The sequence below is a fragment of the Fusibacter fontis genome, assembly GCF_055378735.1.
The window spans coordinates 3,062,716-3,087,934 of record NZ_AP042445.1; the positions used below are offsets into that span (position 1 = coordinate 3,062,716).

At 38.7% G+C, this 25,219-nt stretch carries 23 protein-coding genes; 20 read left to right on the forward strand and 3 right to left on the reverse strand.

The features are described 5' to 3' along the window. Positions 1–13 precede the first annotated feature (13 nt). On the reverse strand, positions 14–1,447 hold the full coding sequence (locus ACZ41W_RS13925) for an extracellular solute-binding protein (RefSeq protein WP_464312594.1): 1,434 nt from the start codon (positions 1,445–1,447) through the stop codon (positions 14–16). A 239-nt stretch (positions 1,448–1,686) separates the two neighbouring features. On the opposite strand from ACZ41W_RS13925, the gene ACZ41W_RS13930 reads away from it, so the two are divergent. Next, the gene (locus tag ACZ41W_RS13930) at positions 1,687–2,709 is read left to right on the forward strand and encodes a potassium channel family protein (RefSeq protein WP_464312595.1); all 1,023 of its coding nucleotides are present in this window, start codon (positions 1,687–1,689) and stop codon (positions 2,707–2,709) included. 25 nt (positions 2,710–2,734) lie between these two features. Here ACZ41W_RS13930 and ACZ41W_RS13935 read toward each other — a convergent pair whose 3' ends face one another. Continuing rightward, positions 2,735–3,943, reverse strand: a complete 1,209-nt coding sequence (locus tag ACZ41W_RS13935) for a GNAT family N-acetyltransferase (RefSeq protein WP_464312596.1) — start codon at positions 3,941–3,943, stop codon at positions 2,735–2,737. A 227-nt stretch (positions 3,944–4,170) separates the two neighbouring features. Here ACZ41W_RS13935 and ACZ41W_RS13940 point away from each other — a divergent pair, with 227 nt between their 5' ends. The 5 genes from ACZ41W_RS13940 to ACZ41W_RS13960 are packed head-to-tail and all read left to right on the forward strand — an operon-like array spanning position 4,171 to position 10,455. Then, positions 4,171–5,646 carry an aspartate aminotransferase family protein gene (locus ACZ41W_RS13940; protein ID WP_464312597.1) on the forward strand — a complete coding sequence of 492 codons (1,476 nt, stop codon included), beginning with the start codon at positions 4,171–4,173 and terminating at the stop codon, positions 5,644–5,646. A gap of 22 nt (positions 5,647–5,668) precedes the next feature. Further along, positions 5,669–6,865, forward strand: a complete 1,197-nt coding sequence (locus ACZ41W_RS13945; protein WP_464312598.1) for a class II aldolase/adducin family protein — start codon at positions 5,669–5,671, stop codon at positions 6,863–6,865. Beyond that, on the forward strand, positions 6,862–8,460 hold the full coding sequence (locus tag ACZ41W_RS13950; RefSeq protein ID WP_464312599.1) for a xylulokinase: 1,599 nt from the start codon (positions 6,862–6,864) through the stop codon (positions 8,458–8,460). Before ACZ41W_RS13945 ends, ACZ41W_RS13950 begins: the two co-directional genes overlap by 4 nt. A gap of 53 nt (positions 8,461–8,513) precedes the next feature. Further along, the gene (locus ACZ41W_RS13955) at positions 8,514–9,764 is read left to right on the forward strand and encodes an MFS transporter (protein ID WP_464312600.1); all 1,251 of its coding nucleotides are present in this window, start codon (positions 8,514–8,516) and stop codon (positions 9,762–9,764) included. Between the two features lie 7 nt (positions 9,765–9,771). Continuing rightward, positions 9,772–10,455, forward strand: coding sequence for a TetR/AcrR family transcriptional regulator (locus ACZ41W_RS13960; RefSeq protein WP_464312601.1), 684 nt, complete (start codon positions 9,772–9,774; stop codon positions 10,453–10,455). A 7-nt stretch (positions 10,456–10,462) separates the two neighbouring features. Here the strand turns inward: ACZ41W_RS13960 and ACZ41W_RS13965 are convergent, their stop codons facing one another. Further along, the gene (locus ACZ41W_RS13965; protein WP_464312602.1) at positions 10,463–10,867 is read right to left on the reverse strand and encodes a bacteriohemerythrin; all 405 of its coding nucleotides are present in this window, start codon (positions 10,865–10,867) and stop codon (positions 10,463–10,465) included. A gap of 164 nt (positions 10,868–11,031) precedes the next feature. Between ACZ41W_RS13965 and ACZ41W_RS13970 the strand changes: the two genes are divergently transcribed. From ACZ41W_RS13970 to ACZ41W_RS14035, 14 genes are all read left to right on the forward strand, one after another. Further along, positions 11,032–11,937, forward strand: a complete 906-nt coding sequence (locus ACZ41W_RS13970) for a DMT family transporter (protein WP_464312603.1) — start codon at positions 11,032–11,034, stop codon at positions 11,935–11,937. 121 nt (positions 11,938–12,058) lie between these two features. Next, complete coding sequence (locus ACZ41W_RS13975; RefSeq protein ID WP_464312604.1) at positions 12,059–14,854, forward strand: molybdopterin cofactor-binding domain-containing protein; 2,796 nt, start codon at positions 12,059–12,061, stop codon at positions 14,852–14,854. Beyond that, the gene (locus ACZ41W_RS13980; RefSeq protein WP_464312605.1) at positions 14,826–15,308 is read left to right on the forward strand and encodes a (2Fe-2S)-binding protein; all 483 of its coding nucleotides are present in this window, start codon (positions 14,826–14,828) and stop codon (positions 15,306–15,308) included. The genes ACZ41W_RS13975 and ACZ41W_RS13980 overlap by 29 nt, the downstream gene beginning before the upstream one ends. Beyond that, on the forward strand, positions 15,302–16,177 hold the full coding sequence (locus ACZ41W_RS13985; protein WP_464312606.1) for an FAD binding domain-containing protein: 876 nt from the start codon (positions 15,302–15,304) through the stop codon (positions 16,175–16,177). The genes ACZ41W_RS13980 and ACZ41W_RS13985 overlap by 7 nt, the downstream gene beginning before the upstream one ends. Further along, positions 16,174–16,779: a hypothetical protein gene (locus tag ACZ41W_RS13990; RefSeq protein ID WP_464312607.1), complete on the forward strand. Its 606-nt coding sequence runs from the start codon at positions 16,174–16,176 to the stop codon at positions 16,777–16,779. The genes ACZ41W_RS13985 and ACZ41W_RS13990 overlap by 4 nt, the downstream gene beginning before the upstream one ends. Before the next feature lie 229 nt (positions 16,780–17,008). Further along, complete coding sequence (locus ACZ41W_RS13995; RefSeq protein WP_464312608.1) at positions 17,009–17,383, forward strand: VOC family protein; 375 nt, start codon at positions 17,009–17,011, stop codon at positions 17,381–17,383. A gap of 47 nt (positions 17,384–17,430) precedes the next feature. Further along, positions 17,431–17,982 carry a GNAT family N-acetyltransferase gene (locus ACZ41W_RS14000; RefSeq protein ID WP_464312609.1) on the forward strand — a complete coding sequence of 184 codons (552 nt, stop codon included), beginning with the start codon at positions 17,431–17,433 and terminating at the stop codon, positions 17,980–17,982. Between the two features lie 127 nt (positions 17,983–18,109). After that, positions 18,110–18,433 (forward strand): hypothetical protein, encoded by a 324-nt coding sequence (locus tag ACZ41W_RS14005; protein WP_464312610.1) that lies wholly within the window; start codon positions 18,110–18,112, stop codon positions 18,431–18,433. 44 nt (positions 18,434–18,477) lie between these two features. After that, the gene (locus ACZ41W_RS14010; RefSeq protein ID WP_464312611.1) at positions 18,478–18,891 is read left to right on the forward strand and encodes a bacteriohemerythrin; all 414 of its coding nucleotides are present in this window, start codon (positions 18,478–18,480) and stop codon (positions 18,889–18,891) included. 46 nt (positions 18,892–18,937) lie between these two features. After that, on the forward strand, positions 18,938–19,519 hold the full coding sequence (locus ACZ41W_RS14015; RefSeq protein WP_464312612.1) for a 2-phosphoglycerate kinase: 582 nt from the start codon (positions 18,938–18,940) through the stop codon (positions 19,517–19,519). Between the two features lie 296 nt (positions 19,520–19,815). Then, positions 19,816–22,563, forward strand: a complete 2,748-nt coding sequence (locus ACZ41W_RS14020; RefSeq protein ID WP_464312613.1) for a PAS domain S-box protein — start codon at positions 19,816–19,818, stop codon at positions 22,561–22,563. A gap of 126 nt (positions 22,564–22,689) precedes the next feature. Continuing rightward, complete coding sequence (gene aac(6') / locus ACZ41W_RS14025; RefSeq protein ID WP_464312614.1) at positions 22,690–23,709, forward strand: aminoglycoside 6'-N-acetyltransferase; 1,020 nt, start codon at positions 22,690–22,692, stop codon at positions 23,707–23,709. Then, on the forward strand, positions 23,696–24,586 hold the full coding sequence (locus ACZ41W_RS14030; protein WP_464312615.1) for a GNAT family N-acetyltransferase: 891 nt from the start codon (positions 23,696–23,698) through the stop codon (positions 24,584–24,586). Before aac(6') ends, ACZ41W_RS14030 begins: the two co-directional genes overlap by 14 nt. 9 nt (positions 24,587–24,595) lie before the next feature. After that, positions 24,596–25,120, forward strand: coding sequence for a hypothetical protein (locus ACZ41W_RS14035; protein ID WP_464312616.1), 525 nt, complete (start codon positions 24,596–24,598; stop codon positions 25,118–25,120). The last annotated feature ends 99 nt before the right edge of the window (positions 25,121–25,219 follow it).

Below are 25,219 nucleotides of genomic sequence, written 5' to 3' on the forward strand. Positions count from 1 at the left end.
GAGTTCAGTTGATTTATTTTGATGGATTGAGTATAAGTTCTGCTTCGTGTAAAATGTCCTGATACCACTTTTCAAATTCAGATGCTGCAGAGAATTCGCTGATAATCGCAGCCTGATCTTCTCCTTTTGCAGTTCTTTGTGCAATCAGTTCTACGTCGCGACTGATTTTATCAAATAAATGTGTCTCTAAAAGAACGCGCATTTCGTAACTTCCTGAAAATGGTTTGTTGTTGTAAAGTTTGAAAGTCTTAAACATTTGATTAGTAGTGATAATGGAATGACGAATGGTTGGATTGGTGAGTTCGGCATCCTCAAGTGCACTTAGCAAAATATCTTCTTCTAAAGCTGCGGACTCAACTGGAAAATATCCAGTAGACACTGCAAAATCAACATTTTGTTCCTGAGAAGTAAACCATTTTAAAAAGAGTGCTGCAGCATACTCGTGGGCTGGATCGCTCTTCGTGATACACATCCCAGCGCCTTGTTGAACAGCATAAGGTGTTCCTTCTTCAAAGTAAGGATATGGAAGTACCAGTGGTTCAATGGCGATGACGTCTGTATCAATGGTGATTTCTGTTGGAAAATAAGCGGCACCAGCAGATGAACCAGTATAAGCGACGATGTTGCCTGTTTTGGCATCATCCGAACTGAATCGTCCAGATTTAATATAATAGCCACTAATATAAGGCACATAATAATAGGACCAAATTTTTTGAGCAATTTCGGGTGTAAGATTGAGTTTTACAGTGCCATCTTCTTGATAGCGATAGAGCTCAGTGCCTAGCTGCATAGATGCTTCTAGCATGAAATTGGCATTGGCATCAATACTGAAGAAGGCTTTACCAGTTGTTTCATAATACAATTTTGAAGTGGCATATAGCCCTTCCCAAGTTTTAAGCGCATCTGTTGTGAGGTTATGTTCTTTAGAAAATGGATCCCAAATCGTCTTGTTGACGAACAAATTTTCACTTGATTTAGCGATTGGGACAATAAAGATTTTATCGTTCGCTAAAAATTTCCCTTCATCTAAAAACTCAGCCCTAAATTTTCCAAATTCATCTTTTGAAAAGTAGGTATCTAAACTTACCAGCGGACTGATGAGATTCACACGATAAGCATTATCTGGATAAGAGGCAAAAATATCAGGCATGGCTGGTGCACCAATGGATTGATTGGCAGAATCAAATACGGCTTGTGCCAATTGATTGACATCACCTTGACTTTGAGAATCAATGACAACCCCTTTTTCGACCCCTACAGTTTCATTGAATTCGGATACCAGTTGATCGAATTGATCTTTGATATTCCCATTGTAATAATGCCAAAGTGTTACTGTGATGGGTTTGTCAGGATCAAGCGGACTTTCCTGATTGGATTTTTGACAACTCATTAAAACCAAGCTGATACAGATGAGAATTGTTACGATTACGGACTTCTTAAGATGCATAAATACCTCCTAAATATATAAGTTCGATTCATCTATTGTGTTTAAATAATGGAAAATTCTTCATTAGAATGATATAAAAGGGTATAATTCAAGTATATAATTCAAGTATATATTGAAAACACAATATGTAAAAGGACTAAAGCCATTAAATATGGATAAAATCTGATCATCGAATCATGGATATGTACCAAAGAATAATAGAATCACTTATCAATTCTATACCACAAAAGAGGCTGATTATGACTGAAAAGAAAAAACTAAGGACCATTTTATTGATTTTATTTTTATTAATACTCACGGGAACGTTTGGCTACGCATTTTTGTTAGATGTGAGCTTACTAGATGGACTTTATATGACGATTATTACGATTTCGTCTGTTGGATATAAAGAAGTTGCACCTATGACCGATCTGGCAAAGATCTTTTCCATAGTACTGATATTATTCGGAGTGGGTACAGTAGGTTATACTCTGACCAATCTGTTACTTTTAATTGTCGAAGGGGACAAAAATTATTTTTGGAGGAAACGAAAAATGGAATCAAAATTGGCTAAAATGAATGGACATTATATTCTATGTGGTGCTGGTGAGACAGGCGAAGTGATTATCAACGAGTTTAAGAAAAATAACATACAGTTTGTGATTATTGAAAAAGATCCTCATAGATGTGAACTGTTTTTAGAACAGGGACTCATGATCCTAAACGGCGATGCAACTGAAGAAGAAACTCTACAAAAGGCCAATATTCAGTCTGCAAAAGGACTCATTACCACGCTTTCATCGGATGTTGACAATGTGTTCGTCGTGCTGACAGCACGCACCATGAATCGTGAACTTTATATCATATCTCGTTCTATTGATAAACATGCTCCAGACAAACTCAAGAAAGCAGGCGCTAATAAAACGATATCTGCCAATGAAATAGGCGGTCGACGTATGGCGGCACAGATGCTCAAGCCATCCGTAGTTTCTTTTTTAGAAATCGTCACGAGTATCAACGATGTTCAGTTAGATCTTCAAGATGTGGTGATCGGAGAGCATTCAGAGATGATGGGAAAAGAACTTCGCGAATTAAAAATACCCGATCGATTTGGATTAGTGGTTATAGCGACAAAAAAAGTCGGACAGATTAACATGATTCTTAATCCAAAATCCGACTTAGTGCTTAATAGTGGGGACGTCATCCTCGTACTCGGCAACGATATGCAAGTCAATGAACTGAGAAAAATTGCCGATGATGACGGAAAAAGACCTTTAAAGTAAAGGGATTGTTAAACGCCTTAATGGATTAAAAATAATCCGAGAAGTATGGCGTCTTCTGCTCAATTGAATCTTCAAGCATATCAATGGTTGCATCACTACAGTGGATGCGACCTATTTTTTTGAGATAATCTGGACTCTTATAGCTTAAAAGCATGGTAGTCAACGCTTGAATGCCGATGGAATCCGTCGCTTTTTCAAGCGTCTTTGTGAGCTTTCCTTTGCCATCCGGTGATATTTCAAGGATAAAATAGCCTTCATTCCAAGGGAGAAGTGGATCGGATAAGGCAAAATGCCATCTTCTTTCTGTGGTATCTGGCTTAAATGGATATTCCTTAATAAAATGCTGCACATCGACGATTCTCGCCATATAGTATGGGGAAATGGTTTCTTTGATATCGGCATCTTCAAGTAAAAATGCCAATGGTTCATCTGTATACGTATTGCCAATAACTTTTGAAATCATGGAAAAATGTGCTCCAATAAAGTTCCAAAGACCGATTCGAGCTTCTTCATTCATATAAATCATATCTTTTACATAGAAGACTTCCTCTGAAATCCAGTAAATCACATATCCATCGGGTTCATCGTTTTCATTGTAATAAATCGCGGCGATGACATCATCCGTATCCCAAAGCCAGTACTCATTCCATGCAAGATCATCTCTTAAGAGCGCACCATGTGTCTGCATGGCGTATTTATGATAAGTTTGTTTGAGGATACTACTTGAGATTTCTACACGCCGTACGTCACCTTCCACAGGCTTTCGCTTTGGAAGTTGATAATCATTGATTTCGTAGACAATTTTATCTGATATGAGTTCCCAACCTTTATTGCGGTAGTAAGGAATCGAATAAGGATACAAATAGGAGATGTATTGTTTTCGTTCTTTCATGTCTTTGAGCGCTTGAAATAAAAGCTTGTGCATGAGTCCTTGATTCGAGTATTCGGGATAAGTACCGACCCCTGTGATGCCGCCCATATCAAATGTTTGGTCGAATATGCGCACTTTCATCGGATAAGTCGCCACTTGTGAGATGAGATTATCACCGTCAAACCAACCAAGCACATGGGCTTTTTTCAGTGTTGGATATTTCATTTTCTTGATCTCTTTATCTTCCCAACCCACTTGATGTAAGTCGTTTTCAGTGACTTGGAAAACATATCTCAATAATTTATTGTATTGATCTAAATGCTCAATGGTGACTGTTTTCATCTTGAGATTTTTTTTGTTCATAGGAAATCCCTCCATTTTGGTGAATCTAGGATTACTTTAATTCTAGCATTTGATTCTATCTGATGCAATGGGGAGGAGGGCTGATGAGTAGATGAGAAAATAAATTGACAGAAAATTTCGACAGTGCTATGATGTTTGTGTAGCGAGCGAGCGCTCGCTCGATTCTAAATACAGAATGATACATGATACATAATCATTTAAATAACTCAATCTTAGGAGGCGTTAAAATGGAAGAAAAATACGCACTTTCACATTACCCAGATGCACGCAAAATTGACAAAGCACTCGATCAACTCATCTCAAAACCCATCTATTCTATCAGCGCAGAGGCATTAAAGGCGTATGAAACCGACTATTATAGTCATAAGTGTGCCCAATCTAAAGTGATGATCGAAAAAGCACAAGAAGTGATTCCCGGCGGAATTCAACATAATTTAGCATTTAATTACCCATTTCCGCTCGTATTTACAAAAGCAGAAGGCGCACATCTATACGACATCGACGGCAACCAATACTATGATTTTTTACAGGCAGGCGGCCCCACTGTTTTAGGAAGCAATCCGGAATTTGTGAGAGAAAAAGTCATTGAGCTACTCAATGATTGTGGTCCAAGTACGGGTTTGTTCCATGAATACGAGTACAAACTTGCAAAAAAAATATCGGAGAGTATTAAGACGGTTGAAATGTTCCGGATGTTAGGTTCTGGTACAGAAGCGTGTATGGCGTCTATTCGGGTGGCGCGATTGGCAACTGGAAGAAAGAATATCCTCAAAATGGGTGGCGCTTATCACGGTTGGAGTGATCAGCTTGCTTATGGCATCCGGATTCCAGGATCAAAGTGGACGCAAGCGCATGGCGTTCCAAAGTACATCTTCAAACATACTCAAGAGTTTTTTCCAAACGACTTAAAAGACCTCGAACGAAAATTAAAGCGAAATATTCGACATGGTGGAACAGCAGCGGTTCTCATAGAACCACTTGGACCTGAAAGTGGCACGACGCCTGTCTCTCAAGATTTTAACAAAGGCGTAGAAGCATTGTGTCGAAAATACGGTGCACTTCTTATCTTTGATGAAGTGGTAACGGGTTTTAGAGTGGGGATGTCTGGCGCTCAAGGGTATTTTGGCGTATCTCCAGACTTGACCATTTTCGGAAAAGTTGTAGCAGGGGGCTATCCGGGAGCAGGTGGTCTCGGAGGTAAAAAAGAATACATGAAGTATTTGTCTGCGGGAATAGCAGGAGGTCCGAAGCAGAAAAAGGCGCTTGTAGGTGGAACTATGGCAGCAAATCCACTAAGCTGTGTGGCAGGCTATCATACTTTGTGCGAAATAGAGCGCACAGGCGCTATTGAACATGCTGGTAAAATGGGAGATCGATTGACAGAAGGGCTTCAAAAACTCATTGAGAAATACAACTTACCGTTTGTTGCGTTTAATCAAGGCTCTATATGTCACCTCGAAACAGTGGGAACGACACATTATTCATTGAACTGGATGCGTCCATGGACGATCCCTGAAGTGATTAAACTCACCTCAATTCGAAAAAAAGAAATGGAACATATGGGCGCTGCTTATATGGCAGAAGGGATTGTGACACTTGCAGGAAGTAGACTTTATACAAGTGCTGCTTACACTGAAGAGATGATCGACGATGTGCTCTTGAGATTTGAACGTGTTTTTAAAAACGTGGCTCAGATAGGCTAATGTTTGCGCGAAGGAGATGCAGATGGAAACCAAAGGTCGTAAGCAAGATAGCGCTTTAGTTAATTCAAATATAGACCATTCAAATACAGACAATTCAGATACAGACAATTCAGATACAGCGATTTCAAATACAATGAATCATAATACACATGTGTATCACAATACAACTGTGTATCAGCTGAAAGAAAAAGTGGTTCTAGCGGGGATTCGGTTAGTTGAATCTGGATTGATTGCGAGAACTTGGGGAAATGTCAGTTGTCGAATTGATGAGGAAACCTTTGCCATTACAGCAAGTGGACGAGATTATCTCACGATGACTCCAGAGGAAATCGTTATTGTTAAAATCAGCGATCTCAGTTATGAAGGGGAAATTAAACCCTCTGGTGAAAAGGCGGTACATGCCGAGATTTATAAGGCACGACCTGATGTACAGTTTGTGATTCACACACATCAAGAAAATGCGTCCATTGTGGGAACTTTAGGGCTCAAATCCCTTGATTTAAAATTTAAAAGTCCTTACCTAGGTTCGCAGGTTATCTGTGCGGAGTATGGGTTACCTGGTACGAAAAAACTTAGATTAGCAGTTGCGGATGCATTAAAAGCGTCTGATGGACATGCGATTATCATGAAGAATCATGGTGCGGTGTGCTTTGGAGAGAGCGATGCATTTGCATTTCAGACGGCTCAAGAACTTGAAAACGTGAGCGGAAAGTTTTTAGAATCAGAACTTGAAAAGCAGCCACTGCTGGTTCAGATAGAATCCCATGAAAATCGTTTAGATGACCTAGAATGGAAGCGCATCCAAAAAGCTGTACTTGAAAGCCAATCAAGTATGCAAGCCATCCAGTTTTCAAATGCACCTTTTACTCGAGCGTTCTCAAACCTGAATGTTGAGCTTAAGCCGTACTTAGATGACTTTGCACAAATCGTGGGAACCAACGTGAGGGTTGTTTCGCCGGTTCCGAGATTCATTGCTCGTGCTTTAAAAAAGTCATCCGCTGTTTTTATTAAAGGGATTGGCGCTATCTGTATAGGTGAAAATGAGCGCGATACCTCAGCGGTTCAAATGATTCTTGAAAAAAATGCAAAAGCTTATATTTGCGGTCAATCGATGCAAGGCAATCGCCCGTTAAGCTGGATGGACACGCATCTCATGCGATTTGTTTATCTTAAAAAATATGCAAAACAGATGACATCCAAGCGTGGAGGTCAGTCATGAGTACTTATGTCATCACATATGATGTTGGAACGACTGGTGTTAAAACCTGCCTATTCGACCTCGCGCAATTCGTCAAACTCATCGCCTCAGATGTTGCAGGATATAAACTTTATATTGATGCGCATGGCGGTGCGGAACAAGATCCGGATGAAATTTGGAAGGCCATGTGTATCACGACTCACCGTGTCCTTGAGATGAGTGGCATTTCCAAAGAGGCGATTGAAGGCATCTCATTTTGCTCTCAGATGCAAGGATTGGTGTTAGTTGATCGAGAAGGCATACCGATTCGTAGAATCATGAGTTATATGGATCAAAGAGCGCATGAAGAAATGAAAAATGGGATTGGAAAAGGGCTCAAAATTTCAGGTTTAAATGCCAAGATTTTACTTCAGTCCCTTAGAATTACAGGTGCAGTCGCTGCAAGTGTGAAGGATCCAGTTTGGAAATATCACTGGGTAAAAAATCATGAACCGGACACATTTAGACGTCTACATAAGTGGCTCGATGTGAAGGATTATCTGATATTAAAATGCACCGATCGGTGTATCATGACAAAAGACAGCGCTTTTGGGACTTTGCTTTATGACAGCCGTGCTAGAAAGGCATCTTTTAGTCAACGCATGTGCAAACTATTGGATGTCAATCCATCCCATTTACCGGAGCTAGTCAGTGCCGTCGAATATGTGGGCGGATTAACAGAGTCTGCTGCGATAGAACTTGGACTTTTAAAAGGAACAAAGGTATTTGGGGGCGGTGGTGATGCATCATTGATTGGTGTTGGAGCTGGTGCTGTAGAGATCGGGAGTACGCATATTTATTCTGGAACGTCAGGTTGGGTCTCGACGGTAGTTGACAAAAGAATCGTGGATTTACAGTCGATGATTGCGTCCATCGTGGGCGCAAATGATGCGACGTATCATTATTTTTCGGAACTCGAGACAGCCAGTAAGTGTTTGGAATGGGTAAAAGATCACTTGGCACTAGATGAAATCAATATATACTTAGACAAAGTCAGTGTGTCAGATGCAGCAGATAGCCTTTATCAAAACTTGTTCGACTTTATGATGAGTGAAATTCAATCCGTACCCGCTGGAAGTGACGGGGTTATCTTCACACCTTGGTTACACGGGAATCGATGCCCGTTTGAAGATTCCAATGCAAGGGGGATGTTTTTTAACCTAAGCTTAGAAACGGGAAAACGCGATATGATTCATGCGGTTTTAGAGGGAATTTGTTACCATTTGAGATGGCAGCTTGAAGCACAAGAACGTAAAATTCAGACGGCGAGTCATATACGATTTGTAGGGGGAGGCGCGCTTTCAGAACTTACATGTCAAATTCTCGCAGATGTGTTAGGAAGAACTATTGAAACCATCGAGAATCCTCAAAATGTTGGCGCTAAAGGCGCTGCCATCATCGTGGGAATCGGACTTGGCGCAATCAAAGATTTATCTGAAGCGAGTCAAATGATGCAAGTTCTAAAGACATATGCGCCAAATAATGAAAATAAACGCATTCATGATCGTAATTTCATCGCCTTTAAAAAGTTATATAGAAACAATAAAAAGACATTTAGATTATTGAATCAAGCTTAATGATGTTCCAAAAGTTATCAAAAGACGCACTTCATAAATGAAGGAGGAGACGCATGATACAAAAGGACACAGCAATTAAAGACAACTCTAGGAAAATAATTGAGACAAAACATGAAATTTCAGCATACAGGTGGGTGATACTAGCAGCTATTTTTCCGATGATCATTTCGACAGAAATGATGTGGTTGACACTTGCACCGATTAGCAGCATGGTTAGAGAAACTTATCAAGTCAGCAGTTTAAGTGTTGACTTGTTTTCAATGAGTTATATGGTGATGTTCATTATTTTTTCTATCCCGGCCTCTTGGGTCGTGGATCGTTATGGCTATAGAGTGTCTTTGATTATTGGCGCACTCTTGACAGCTGTGTTTGGAGTTGTACGAGCGAGCTTTTCTGGAGACTTCACCATCATGCTCGTCTCACAATTCTTGATTGCCATTGGACAACCCTTTTTGCTCAATATTTCAACAAAAGTTCCAGCCAATTGGTTTCCTGCCAATGAACGATCAACCGCTGCAGGCATCCTCACCATGGCACAGTATGTTGGATTTGCAATTCCCATGCTTATAGCCCCTTTGCTCGCTGATAAGGAAGGGATTCCCTTTGTGCTTCAAGTATTCGCGGGGATAGCGGTGATCTCGGCGGTAGTAAGTATCCTCTTTACAAAAGAAAAACCTATAGTGCCACCACCGGGTCCACAACCGTCAAGTGAAGATTTAAGTGTTCGCACCATTAAAAAATTGCTTTCAAATCGGAGCTATATTACGATTTTAGTGGTGTGTTTTATTTCAATTGGAATCTTTAATGCCGTGTTAACCCTACTTGAAACAATTTTGATTCCAAGGGGCGTCAGTTCGGCACAAGCAGGTGTTGTGGGAAGTGTGTTTGTAGTGGCGGGCGTCATTGGAGCAGTTCTATTGCCGATTATTTCAGATATGAAAGGGACGAGAAAACCATTTTTCATCGGTTCCATTCTCATCTTAATTCCAGTCTATGTGGGTTTTACATTTGTATCTAATTACATGACTCTCACTATTATTGCGGGAATTGCAGGATTCTCTATTATGGGTGTTGCCCCTATTTTATTTCAACATGGATCTGAAATCGCATATCCAATTCAAGAAGGAACCTCTTTAGGAATTATCTTGCTAATGGGACAAATTTCTGGTATTGTTTTCGTGTATTTATTTGAGGTGCTTCAGCATGTAACCGGCGATGTGACTCTACCGATGCTATTATTTATACTTGCAACGGTGATTGAACTCCCCGTGATATTGAAAGTGAAGGCAACCAGCAACAGTTGAGGTGACCATGGCAGAATTAAAAATTCAAACGAGAGATCATAAATTTCATAAAGAAGCATTTGATAAGACATCTGAAGAAAGACGTAAAAAGGTACTTGAAATTGCGCTAGACGAATTTGCTTCAAAAGGTTATAGTGCAACGAGTATCAATGATATCGCGAGAAATGCGGGTGTAAGTATCGGAGCGATGTATAGTTATTTTTCATCAAAAGAGGATTTGTTTTTAGCCATTGTCAATGAAGGCCATTTTCTCATGGTGGATATTTTGACACAAATTGATCAAACCAGTAATGACGTGTTCGACTGTATTGCTAAGATGATTGAGACATCTCGACATTTTGCCATTCAGCATCCTCAATTGAACCAAATTTATTTGGATTTAACGACACAAGCTTTAGCGCCACTTTCTCAAAGGTTGTCCAATGAAATTGAACAAGTAACGCCAGTTATTTTGAGTGAAAAAATACAAAAAGCGCAGGCACAAGGAAGTGTGAGTCCACTTGTGGATGCGCGAGTTGCTGCATTTTGCATGGATAACATTTTTATGATCTATCAGTTTTCATTTTCATCAGATTATTATAAAGAAAGAATGAAAATGTACTTAGGTGAAGCGGTTTTATCTGATCTTGAATCAGTTGAAGCACAGATTTTTCAACTGATAAAGCGATCAATATTAAATGTGACTCAGTAAGATTCCGTTATTTTGAATGCGCTATGATATGTTCAGCGAGTTTTCGATCTTCTTCACCAATATGGTGAATGATCCATTCAAAGCATAAGTAATTAATGTTAAATCGCGTTCGCACTTGTAACCCATTTTCTTGGACATCTTGGTATAATTCAGCTACTTTCACTTTGAAATCATCGTGAATGCTTTTGTGATTTTCATAATCTGGATAATTAAATTGAGTTTGAAGAGCTTCTTCGTTTTTAAAATGGATGTTAACATATTCATTTAAAAATGCAAGGAGCTTTAATATTTCTGATTCAGGGTCATTATTTTGATAGGCTTCCATCAGATCGTCTGCTCTCTGTATCAATTCTTGGTGCTCGCGATCCATTTCAACAACGCCATAGAGATATTTTTCATCAAATTTTAGCATGATATCGCCTCCTAATAAATCATAGTAACAGCTATGTATATGCCCGATTATAGGAATTTTAAACAATATTGAAAATGAACAAAAAATTAATTAGCAATACGAAATGTTTTTGGTATAATAAGGACATATTATGTGTTTGACTATGCGTGTATAAGGATGGTTGTATGAATTTGAGTTTGTATATTGGTGAAATCGCAGCACTTGCTACGGCTTTGTGTTGGGCAGTTACAGCGACTGCTTTTGAGAGTAGTGCGAAAAAAATTGGATCGTTAAATTTAAATTTATCGAGATTACTTATTGGACTTTTGTTTTTATCTATTTTTACCGGCATTACACGTGGTCAATTTTTGCCAATAGACGCAAGTAGTTCAGCTTGGTTTTGGCTCCTTATGTCTGGATTTGTCGGGATTGTATTGGGTGATTTATTCTTATTTGAGTCTTTTGTTTTGATTGGATCGAGAATCGCGATGCTGATTTATGCAAGCGTACCGCCACTGAGTGCACTTCTTGCCTATGTCTTTCTTGGGGAATCCATGAGATTTTTACAGATTGTGGGCATGTTTATCACCTTAATTGGGATTGCACTTGTTATCCTCGTCTCAAAAGGGGAAGGTTCAGATAAGAAAATCGTATTTTCTCATCCTGTAAAGGGGATTGCATTTGCATTTTTAGGCGCATTTGGTCAAGCGGCAGGTTATATCATCGGAAAGTTTGGCATGAGTGATTATGATGCATTTGCTTCAACTCAAATTCGCTTAATTGCTGGAATTATTGGATTTGCACTGTTGTTTACGATAAAAAATCATTGGAAAACTTATGCACAGTCATTTAAAGTGAAAGAAGCCTTGATGAGTTTGACGATTGGATCGTTCTTTGGACCATTTCTCGGGATATCTTTATCATTATTTGCCGTTCAGAGGATCAATCCAGGTGTTGCATCGACTTTGACGTCTATAACACCCATCTTATTGATCCCATATGCCTTTTGGATTAAGAAAGAGTCGATTCAGCTTAAAGAAGTCATTGGAACGTTCATCACGTTTCTTGGCGTCGTTTGTATGTTTTTATAATGCGAATATAAACATTGAATACTGTATGACGATGAAACAATTCACAGATGTGAGTTGTTTTTTTTATTGGGTAAATATGTACCGTCATTTAGTTTCATCCCTATGAATTAAGGAGTTCTTTATGAAATCAGTTGAAGGCGTTATTTTAGCTGCGGGATTATCTTCTCGAACTGCTGAGATCAACAAATTGACATTAGTAGTCGAGAAGAAACCGTTGATCATTCACACGTTAGAAACCATGCTCAAAGTCTGCGATAAAGTCACTGTAATTTTAGGAAATGATTCAGAAGTTCTAAGTGAATTAATCAATCAATATACGATCAGTTCCACAGGTGAAACCTGGAAGTCTGAGCAAAAGGAAATTCAGCTGTTACAAAATGAAGACTATCTCAAAGGGATGTTTTCGTCTGTGATAAAGGGACTTTCTCAGGTGTCTTGCGAGTATGCGTTTATGATTCCAGCGGACTGTCCGTTTGTTTCAGTAGAAACTTACCAACGTATGTTAGAATCAGCATTTCAAGGCAATCATCGCATCGTCGTTCCAAAGTATGAGCATCAAACGGGTCACCCTGTGCTTATTGCGAAGTCCAGTATTGATAAATTACTTTTGATGCTAGAACTTCATCCGCATGCCATTCGCACGTTTCGAGAATTTATATACAGCGAATCCCCTTTTGTTCAAAAGGTGTCCGATTCAAATGTTCTCGTCGATATCGATACGTTTGAGGCCTATTATCGAGTGCTTGCTCAACATGAAAATAAGCGTTTTGATTTTGATGACAAAATAACGGGTAGAGCGCTATATACGGGTGATTTATATGAAGAAGGTCTTTATTATGTGAAAACGTTGCGTTCGAGTCGCGTAAAGGCAAAGATTTTGAGTATCCACTTACCAAACTTAGCCGAGTTTCCCGAACTTGAACGGGATTATGCCATTATCACAGCAAAATCAATCATTGGAGAAAACTATGTACCTGTTGTGTACAATGACTGGCCGATTTTGGCGGATACAGAGGTAAATTACATTGGCGAGCCGATTTTATTGGTAGTTGGCCCAGAGAGATTGACGATTCAAACGATTTTGAATGCAATTAAAATCGAGTATGAAGATCTTCCCGCAGTGACGTCACTCGAGGAAGTATTTCAAAACCGATCTATGCTAGATAAACCAGATTTAGATTATGCCTATCAAAAAGGAGATTTTTTCAGTGCAAAAGAAAAAGCCGTACATATATTTGAAGACACTTTTGAAACGGGATTACAAGAGCAAGCATATCTAGAAACGCAATCCATTATCGCGCGTTATGATGAACAAATGAACCAAATGATCATTAAGGGGTCTATGCAATGTCCCTATTACATCAAAGAAGCGATTGAGCAAGCATTACAGATTCCCCCAGATCAGGTTCGAGTTATACAGTCGCCCACAGGTGGTGGTTTTGGCGGTAAAGAAGAATTTCCATCAATTCCAGCCGTACATGCAGCTCTAGCCGCCAAGGTGATACATCATCCAGTTAAGTTGATTTATGATCGAGAAGAAGACATGGAATGTACCACGAAGCGGCATCCTTGTAGGATAAAGCTCACCAGTTACTTAGATGAGCGGTATGAAATTCTTGCACAAGACGCAGATATTTCCATGGATATGGGTGCCTATTTTGGTTTGTCCAGTGTGGTGCTACAGCGGTTGAGTTTTTCCGTTTTTGGCGTATATCAAGTTCCTAACTTGAGACTTCGTGCGAAGGCCTATAAGACCAATCATGTAGTGAGTGGTGCTTTTAGGGGATTTGGAGGCCCTCAAGCATTTTTTGCAATAGAGATGCACATGAATCATCTTGCAAGGAAGCTCAACTTAAATCCAATTGATTTTAAATCGCGCTATTTTTCTCATCAAGGAGATACGTCTTCAACTGAAGGGGTGTTATTGAGTCCCATTAAGTTAGAGGAAATGACGGATGAAATCATTCAAATGTCTTCTTTTAGGGAAAAACTCAACTCCGTTTTATATAACCCAGCTTCAAACCGTTCAAGAAAACATCGTGGTATCGGATATAGCGTGTTTTTCCACGGGTGTGGTTTTACCGGAAGTGGAGAAAAAGAACTGCTAAAATCGGAAGTGCGTTTGGTAAAATATCCAGACAATACGGTGGAAATTTTTGCATCGAGTACAGAAATTGGACAAGGCTCTATGACGACACTTGCAAGAATTGTTGCAGATGCGTTGAATATTCCTGTCAAACAAGTAAAACATACGTATCCTGATACAGATACTTGTCCAAACTCAGGTCCAACTGTCGCCTCTCGGACGATGATGATTGTTGGAAAAATCTTATATGATTTGGCAAAACAAATGAAAGCGAGATGGCAGGAAAGCACGTTTGAGGTATCTGGACGGTATGTTTACCCACCGGAGCTAACATGGGACAACGAACACTTCAAAGGAAATGCGTATCCTGAGTATTCTTGGGGAGTAAATGTTGTGGAGGTTGAGGTTGATCCATGCACTTATGAAGTGGATGTAAAGGGCGTTTGGGCGGTATATGACATCGGAAATCCCATCGATGAAAAAATTGTTAAAGGCCAAATTGACGGTGGCGTCATTCAAGGGTTAGGGTATGCTCAGATGGAAGTTATGGAACTTCAAAATGGACGTGTTGTGCACAATACATTTTCAAAATATATGATTCCGTCATTTTTAGACTGTCCAGTTGTCCAAAGCAAATGCATTCAAAATCCATATGATTATGGGCCTTTTGGAGCAAAGGGACTGGGCGAGTTAACGATTTTAGGCGTTGCGCCTGCTTATGCTGCAGCCGTGGAAGATGCACTGGATGTATCGATTTCAAAATTGCCGATCACACCAGAAAAAATAAGGGGGTTGGTGCATCATGGATACTCAAAAAAACATAACGTTTAATTTAAATGGAGTTGAGACAAGTGTTTTAGTCGATCCACTGATGCGTTTGATCGATGTCCTGCGAGATACATTGAAACTCACAGGAACTAAAGAAGGTTGCGCTGAGGGTGAATGTGGCGCTTGCGTTATTTTAATGGAAGAACTATTGTATAATTCTTGCCTACTTCCAGTTGAGGCAGTAGAAAATCGACATGTGATGACCATTGAAGGATTCAGAGAAACCAAGCAGTTTGATGTGTTGAAATTTGCATTTGAATTAGAAGGTAGTGTTCAGTGTGGATTTTGTACTCCGGGGATGATCATGGCAGCACATGCATTGCTAATTCAGAACCCGCATCCTACAAAGGATGAAATTCAGAGGTTTATGAGTGGAAACCTCTGTAGATGTACGGGGTACGACATGATTACGCGCGCCATTTTAAAAGCGTCAGAAGAAGGTGATGGATTATGGTAGAAACGTATGTACCTACCTCATTAACGGATGCCCTTAAGTATCTTCAAACGCATTCAGCCATTGTTTTTGCAGGGGGAAGCGACTTAATGGTTCGGTACAAATCACCGTCGGGTTGTCCGATAAACTTCGATCAAAATATCGTGTATATCTCACGATTAAATACTTTAAAGGGAATTGAATTATCAGAGGGGACATTGTTGATACAGGCGGGTACGACGGTTAATGAAATGATTCATTCCGATGTCGTTCCTGACTTTATCAAGTCCGTGTGTCGAGAAATTGCATCTGAGGCGATCCGAAATCTAGCGACGATGGGTGGCAATATCTGTAACGCATCGCCTGCTGGGGATTTTTTACCCGTTCTATATGCACTGAATGCGGAACTCGAGCTGATGACCTATGAAAGCAAGCGCGTGGTAGCGATTCAGGATTTTATTGTCGGGCCTAAAAAAACAATTCTTCAGCCCAATGAACTATTGACTCAAATACGAATACCGATTAAGGCTTGTAACGGAGAGGCGTTTAATTCTTTTTACTATCGAAAACTGGGTCAACGTAAGAGCAATGCAATTAGTAAGTGTTCAATTCTGGTCTTGGCTTTTACAGAGTTTCATTGCATAAAGGATATTCGCATTGCTTTCGGTGCTGTATCGCCATCGGTTGTACGAGCGCGTCAACTGGAAAGATTGATCTATGAAAATCCCAATTCATATGATGAACAGTTATTCGAGAGTTTGATTCGAGAAACCATTCATCCGGTAGATGATTTAAGGTCTGTAGCCGAATACAGGAGTGAGGTCATGGTCAATTTATTTAATCAGTTTATGAAGTCGCTCATAAAAGGTGACAGAGAGGGGGAAGGGCTTTGAAGATGGTCTTGTTTTGGGGCGCTGTATGGGGGCTATGTGAAGCGGTTATCGGATATTATGTGCACCTTGCAGCAATTGCAATACCTGGTCTGCCTGGGTTTGTAATGTTTCCTGTTGCGTTTGCTTGCATGCATCAAGTGTATAAAGCGACAAATCATGTGAAATCAGTCTACTGGATTTCAGTGATTGCAGCTCTTATCAAATGTTCGGATTTTCTAGTACCATCCAATATACCGATACGAATCATCAATCCAGCAATTTGTATTTTATATGAAGGACTCGCAGTTGGAGTGATTCTATCATTTCTGAAAACGCGCAATTTAAACGTTAAATGGACATCTTTTGGAGCGATGAGCCTTTGTTGGAGAAGCATTTTTATGTTGCACTTAATGGTGATTTCGCTATGGGGACTTCCTGCGGCTCTCGTTACAAGTGGATTTTATCCTGCTATGACTTTTCTTATATTTGAAAGTTTGATCAACACATTGCTCATGATACCGTATTTAAAAATAGAAAAGCGCATCAGCGTTTTTAATAAGGTTAGTTATACATGGGGAAGTGTGTTAATGATTTTAGCAGTCGTCATGACGATTAAGTTGTAATGACCATGGAAAGATGTCATATGCAATTTTCTAACCTTAAAGTGAGTTCCAGTTTTTTTATTTGAGAAAACTGGATTTTTTTTTGAATAGGTGTTGATAATTTTGGAATTGCTTCAGATAAATATGATAAAATAATAAATGGCACGTATGTCATTTACATATTGAAACTGTTTCAAAAATAGTAGGACGATTGGTTACAGTAAAATACAAAGAAGGAGTGAGAGTTGTTATGAAACGATCCATGATGCAAGCATATGTAAAAGAGAGTCAAAACGCAGTCGATACATATTTGAAAGCATTTGATGCGCAGTTAGGATTTTATGTAGTATCAGATAATGGTGGATACTATCATGCTGAAATCAACATCGATGGTACGGTATTGGCAATTTCAGATGTGTCATATAGTGAAGATAAAACGGAATCTGGAAATGTGATGCAATTTTGTTTACAGTATGAACCGTCCGAAGTTGAGAAGGTCAAAAGAGCCTATGATGTGTTAAAAATAGAAGCAATGATCTATAATGAGTTAGGCCCATGTGATTACAGCGCACTCATGGCAGATTTTATCGACCGATTCGGAGTGAGATGGTGCTTATTTATCTAAATGAGAAAAAACAATTCCTATTCACATAATGACTTTGGAGGGAACACATGAATGCTTTAGGAACAAAAACGCTTGAAACAGAGAGACTTATATTAAGAAAAATCACTCGAGATGATGCGGATGACATGTTTCATCACTGGGCGAGCGATTCTGAAATAACGAAGTTTTTAACATGGCCTGCACACAAAGATGTAGAAGCGACAAAAGGATATGTGGAATTTGTCGTAGGTCGATATGATCAACCCGATGTTTTTGATTGGGGAATCGAACTTAAATCTATTGGGAAATTGATTGGAACCATCGGGGTCGTTAAGTTGACACCAGAGGTTGAAAGTGCGCACATCGGTTATTGCCTCGGGAAAAAATGGTGGCATCAAGGAATCATGTCAGAAGCGTTTCAAGAAGTGATTCGATTTTTGTTCGATGAAGTTGAACTCAATCGAATTGATGCGCGTTTTGATCCAAGAAATATTGGGTCGGGTAAAGTTATGGAAAAATGCGGACTCCAATATGAAGGAACCATGCGGTCTTCCGATAAGAACAATCAAGGCATATGCGATGCCGCTTGGTATTCTATTTTAAAAACAGATAGAAGATAATCAAATTGATGTATAATATGGAATCTGATGTATAATATGAAATCTGAAATACCATTTGGAATAGGATGAGTTATGAATTTGTTTTCAATTGAGTAATTTAGGTATTTATTTAGATGGAGGGAACCGAATGAAACATAAAGCGGTTTATTGCGAAAAATGTAGCGGTGAGATTAAGACTCAGAAAGATCTTGTTGTCGTTGGAGCTGGTGTCATTCCGAGGGCATATCATGAGAAGTGTTATATACAGGTGGCGAAAAAACCAAGACAAACTATCGGTGGAAGGTATGTAATCAATCATCCCAATAATAAGATTTTGTCCGTATTGATTTTAATTTTATGTATTGGACTTATGGTGATAACAAAGCGATATTTAACGATTTTAATTGCATTATTTATATTGGAATTTCACAAGGTTTATTCATTGCTGAGATATGAAAGACATTTAAAATAATGACAAAACATTGGTTGAACAGCGGCGGTATGGAGGTGGCTTCGGTGTTAAAATGGATTGAAGATTATCAGACTGGAATTGAGAGTATTGATCGAGAACATAAGCAAATAATTGAGGAATTTGAACATCTTTATCAAATTATGCAATTAGGAAAGGGACATGAGCTTTATGAGTCTTTGTTAAATTTTCTGAAAGAATATGTGATAAAACATTTTAATAACGAAGAAATCTATATGAGAGATATCCAGTACCCTTATTTAAAGGATCAAGTTGCGCTACATGATGCATTTCGCAAGAAAATAAATGCACTAGAAGCTAAAAATAAGCGCAATCAGATTAGCAATAAAGAGCTTCTAGAGATCAATTTTCTCATTAAAGATTGGTTGATCCATCATATTTTGGTGGAAGATAAAAAAATCGGAGAATTTGTCAGAGCAGAAAAAAAGGATTCAAATTAACGGAAGTAAACAAACTAAACAAATTATATCTATAGGAGTAATGATAATGGTGATTCTAATAAGCGCCCCAAGTTGTTCAGGGAAAACGTTGTTGGCGCAACAACTCATGAAAAAATATCACATGACGTATTACTCGATGGATCATATCAAAATGGGACTCATCAGGGGGTTGGATACCGAAGAGTTTCGATTAGATATTACGGATGAAGAGATGACGATAAAAATATGGCCAGTTATCAAAGGCATCGTCATGACGGCAATTGAAAATCAGCAACACTTAATTATTGAAGGTGTGTATGTGAAACCGAGTTTTTTAAAAGAATTTGAACCGATTTATCGAAATGAAATTGTACCGATCTTCATGTGTTTTACCGAGTCCTATTTACAACAAAATTTTACGGATAAAATACTGAAATGCCGCAATATCATTGAGAGTCGACTCTACGAGGAAGACAGGCCACTCGAGTATTTTATCTGTGCGCATCACGAACTGAAATATGCATGTGAACAAGAAAATATGCCATATTTCATTGCAGAGCATTCGTACGAATCCATGATTCATCAAATTTTTAGTTATATAGAAAGTGAAGTGCAAGAGCATATTCATTTGAAGAAAAATAAACATTGAAATATTAGAAAATTAATATCTGTGGAAATTGCATAATTACCTTTTCTGTGTGAAAATCATGTGTTGATAAAATTAAAATGGCTCAATCACGCCATTTTAAAATTGAGATTCTCACAAATAAGAATTATGCAATTTTCTAATCTATTCGTTTGGAAGAGAGCCTTATGATTAAGGGAGCCGGTCCAAGTGAGTAGATTTTTTTTGACTGTTTTTATGATACATACTTATGAAAATGGGTATAGCATATTTGTGAAACTGAATGAGAATTTATATCAATTATAGAAAGGAGCATTTGAATGAAACAGACCACGAGCCGATATATTTGGATGATTTTATTTAGTATGATGATGATAATTCAAATGCCCTTGATGTCTTATGCAGATGATCACGAGTTGAGTCATGAAATGATTTTTGAAAATCATCAATCGATAATGATGGTCATCGATTCAGAAACGGGACAAATAATCGATGCAAACGCTGCGGCAGAAGATTTTTATGGTTATTCAAGAGCTGAATTAATACAAATGAATATCAATGAAATTAATACTCTAAATTCTACTGAAATAAAAGCTGAAATGCAAGATGCTCTAACGGAGAAACGTAACTACTTTGAGTTTAAACATCGACTGAAAGATGGTACCGTTAGAGATGTTGAAGTGTACTCTTCACCTGTAGATGGAGAAAGTAATAACAAGCTATTGTTTTCTGTCATTCACGATATTACTGAGAAAAAATTGGCTGAGAAAGCAGTGGAAACGAATCGTCTTTTTATTATTGGAACGTTGACTTTACTCATATTGGTTCTGTTAAGTGTCAGTTATTTTGTCAATAAAACAAAAGTCAATGAACGCAATGAAAAAGAAAAATTTAAGGCGCTCTTTGACAATATGAATGAGGGATTTGCTTTTCATGAAATCATATTAGATGATGCTGGCAATCCAGTGGATTATCGTTTTTTAGAGGTGAATAAGGCATTTGAAGATATTACAGGGCTAAAACTGAGTCAAATTAAAAATCAAACGGCTAAAACCATGCTTCCGGGATTAGAAGATTACTGGATACAGGCTTATGGTGCAGTTGCTCTAACAGGAAAGCCAGTGACCCTTTCAAATTATTCGAGTGAACTGGAAAAACATTTTAGCGTCAACGTTTATTGTCCGTTTCCCGGGCAGTTTGTTACTTTATTTACAGACATCACTTTTTCAGTAGAAGCGCAAGAGAAGATTGAACACGAGAGACAACTCTTAGAGATGATTTTGGAAGATACACTATCTGGGTATTGGGATTTTGATTTTAAAAATAAAATCTTCTACTTCAGCCCTTCTTTTAAATCGATGTTTGGGTATAACGTAGATGAATCTCTAAGTTTAGAACAAGTCTGGCAGCATTTATTATATAAAGAAGATCAAACTAAGTTGAACACACTGTATCAATCTCATATTGATAGCCATGGAAAAATTCCGTTTTATAGTGAGTTAAGATACCATCATCGAAACGGCGCTACTCTCTGGGTGATTTGTTCTGGACGTGTCGTCGAATGGGAGGGAGATCAAGCCGTCAGAATGGTAGGTTGTCATATTGACATAACACAAAGAAAGCAACTCGAACGCATGGTAAATAGCGAGCGTACCCTTTTTAAAACGACACTTCACTCTATCGGTGATGGCGTGATATCCACTGACAAATTTGGTAATATTGTCATTATGAATCATGTCGCAGAGTATTTGACGGGATGGACCAATCAAGAATCACATGGGAAGCCGCTTGAGAGTGTATTTCAAGTGGTAGATGAGTTTTCTCATATGTCGGTTAAGACGATTATTAATGAGGTTAGAGATCACGATTTACATGTGATGATGGACGATCAAGTGCAGTTAACACGCAAGACAGGTGATGTGATACCAATTGAAATGAGCATGTCGCCCATTAAAGATGAAATCAATCACGTGAATGGAATGGTGATTGTATTTAGCGATTGTACCGAAAAAAAAGAAAAGCAAGAAAAAATCAAGTACTTAAGCTATCACGATCGGTTAACCGGCCTATACAATCGACACTTTTTTGAAGAAGAGCTCAAACGCCTCAATACGGAACGCAACTTGCCTTTGTCACTGGCGATGCTAGATGTCAATGGCCTTAAATTAACCAATGATGCATTTGACCATGAAATGGGAGATCTTCTGCTTAAAAAAGTTGCTGAATTATTAAAACGTGAATGTCGAAGTGGGGAAGTCATTGCGCGAATCGGCGGCGATGAATTTGTAATCCTACTCCCTAAAACTTCAGAAGTTGAAGCTCGATTAATCTCTGAGCGCATAATAAAAGCAGTCGATCAAGAAACATTTGAAACAGTGGTGATCTCTGTGTCGATTGGTCTTGAGACGAGAACCACACTGGATCAAAGTATTGAAGAAGTATTTTCGGCGGCTGAAGACAATATGTATCGGCATAAACTCACCGAAAGTCAAAGTATGAAAAATCGAACGATTCGCATGCTGATTGAAACACTTTACGGAACCAATGAAACAGAAAAAATTCACTCAGAAAGAGTGAGCGAAATCGCCGTTGAAATCGGTAGACTCATGGGGTTCCCGGAAGATCAGATTAAAGAACTGGAAGTTTTAGGACTGATGCACGACATAGGTAAAATCGCCATTAATAGCGACATCTTAAATAAACCTGGGCAGTTGACACAGTTTGAGTATGAAGAAATTAAGAAACACCCAGAAATTAGTTATCATATTTTGAAGGCTGCAGATACGTATTCTAAAATTGCAGATGGTGTGTTGTCACATCATGAACGGTGGGATGGTCTTGGCTACCCAAGGGGAATTTCAGGAGCCGAAATACCTATTACATCAAGAATTCTCGCAGTTGCTGACGCATATGAAGCGATGACTGCAAATCGACCTTATAGGAAAGCATTATCTCCTGAAAAAGCACTCCTTGAACTCAAACGGTGTTCCGCATCACAGTTTGATCCGCAGGTAGTCGAAATTTTCGAAACGTATTTTTTAAAAAAAGTACTTGTTAAACACAGTTAGTTTAGGCGCTAGCTGTGTTTTTTTGACTTGAAATCTTAATGTGATTTTAATGCTGAAGAAATGATATCAAATATAAAAGTGTGCTAGAATAATGATGTTGTGATACTTTGACAAGGGGGGGATTAAATGATTCAAATTATGAGTGCACCATTGGAAAAACATAGCCTAAAATCCTTCAGTCGAGATGAAATGGTTACAAAAGCTTGGCGAAGAAAAGGTGATAACTACGAACTGAGTGATGTGTCTTATCGGGAAGCATGGGATGAAGAAGAACTTGAATTAACAGAGTGTGAACTCAATCAAGTGATGCATTCTGGTGGGACTGTGATTACCGTGTTGATGGATGATCGAATTGTGGGATTTGCAGCGCTAGAAGGAGAAACATTTGGTGCTCAATCTGAGTATAGGATTTTATCACAGTTTCATATTTCTTCAGAGTACCGAAAACACGGCCTTGGGCGCGATCTTTTTAAGGCTGTGATAATAGAAGCAAAGCAAAAACAGGCGTCAAATCAAAAAAAAGCATCAAAGCTCTATATATCGGCCTCATCTAGCGAGAATACCCAGAACTTTTATCGCTCAATGGGGTGCGTTCCAGCTCTTGAAATTCATGCAAAAATGGCGGAAAAAGAACCTTATGATCTTCAACTCGAGTATGATTTAGATCATTATCAGGATCAAATGATCATTGTACCCATGTCTGAAAAATCGGTTTTTCAAGCGGCTTTTTTAGCAAATAAACTTTGGCCTCATGGTAATTTTAATCGGAGACTTCAAGAGTTTATGGAGATCCATCATGACAAGACGCAGCAATGTTTTATTTGCTACGATACTGGAATGCCCGTAGGTTTTGTACAGGCATCTACGCGAAATGACTATGTTGAAGGAACAAAGAGTTCACCAGTTGCTTATATTGAAGGCATTTATGTACAGCAATGGTGCAGAAGAAAGGGCTATTCCCTTGCGCTAATAGAAGCTGTTGAAAGATGGGCGGAAGCAAAAGGATATAGCGAACTTGCATCAGATTGTGAACTCATCAATGAAGACAGTATTGCATTTCACACAGGGGCTGGATTTAAAGAAGCCAATCGAATTGTGTGTTTTGTAAAATCAATTAAAGGAGATAACTCGCATGATACAATTTAGACATTATACGAATCAACCAGGAATTACGGAAGATTATCACAAAGTGAGACAATTTTTTATTGAACTCGGCTATTGTGAGTTTACGTATGCAAGGTGGGATTGGATGACGACTCACAGCTATCTCGATTGTGAGGCAATCGGTAAAATTGGTCTTTGGGAAGATAACGATCGTCTTGTAGGCGTTGCAACGTTTGATACGAGATTAGGATGTATGTACTGTTTAACATATCCTGAGTATGCGCATATTAAAAAAGATATGTTAACATATGCTATGGAGAATTTATGTGACGGCGATACATATGAAGTGATTATTGCAGCAAATGATCGAGTGTTTCAAGATATTGCAGAACAAATGGGATTTGTACCAAGCAAAGATGGAGAAGCGGATGCAATCTTTTATACAGCTCAAACATCGACCGTCTATTCTTTGCCAGAAGGGTTTAAAATAGCATCTCTTAAAGAGGCTTATCGTCAAGATGAGTACTTAAGAGTCCTTTGGAAAGGGTTTAATCATGAATTAAATGGAGAAGGACCGTTTGTTTACACAGAGGAAAAAAAACACGCAGTAGATGCGGAGATGATTCGTCCCAATGTCGATTTAAACTTAAAAGTGGCAGTAGTAGCACCAGATGGACATTTTGCAAGCTATTGCGGTATGTGGTATGATTCATCTGCAGGATTTGCAGTCATTGAACCTGTTGCGACAGATCCGGACTATCGAAAAATGGGACTTGGAAAAGCAGTGGTACTAGAAGGCATCAAGCGCGTTAAAGAGCTTGGCGCTAAATACGTCTATGTAGGTTCCTCACAACAATTTTATTATAGTATTGGCATGAGGCCTTATGCGGTATCGACTGTTTGGAAGAAAAAGAAGTAGGAGGCGATCTTGGCTTATAAAAAATTATTATGGGGATTCTTGTTCTTTATTGACATTCGCATAGGCGGGTTTGATATTCTGCCTGATTTTATTGGATTTCTTTCGATTTTCAGTGGATTAGCGCTAGTGGAAGATCGAAACGAATTCTATCCAAAAGCTAAAAAAATTGCCTTTGTGATGATTTTTGTATCATTTTTTGACTTGTTTAGCGTTGAAATTACAACATTTAACTCAACTTGGACTTGGGGCGTGTTGCTATTTGGTTTAGCATCTACTGTGGCGATGTTATCGATGGTTTACTGTATTTGTTCGGGTTTGTCTGAAGAATTTGACAAATCTGGGCTCTCAGAGCTTGCAATTGTTACGAGTAAGAGATGGCAGTTATATTTGATTGCAACGATCCTCATGTATGTTGTCATTCTATTTCCCATTCCACTTATATTTATCCTCGTTGCCCTATTGTCGCTTGTTTCCTATATACTCATGGTGGAGTTGATGCATCGTGCATCTTTAGAGTTAGATTGGGAAGCATGATTAATCAGCATGTAGAAACGATCAAACCATAAACATCAAAACGCGACCTTTAGTCATATATTCAATAACCTAAGCAGATAATTTTATCTCCTTAGGTTA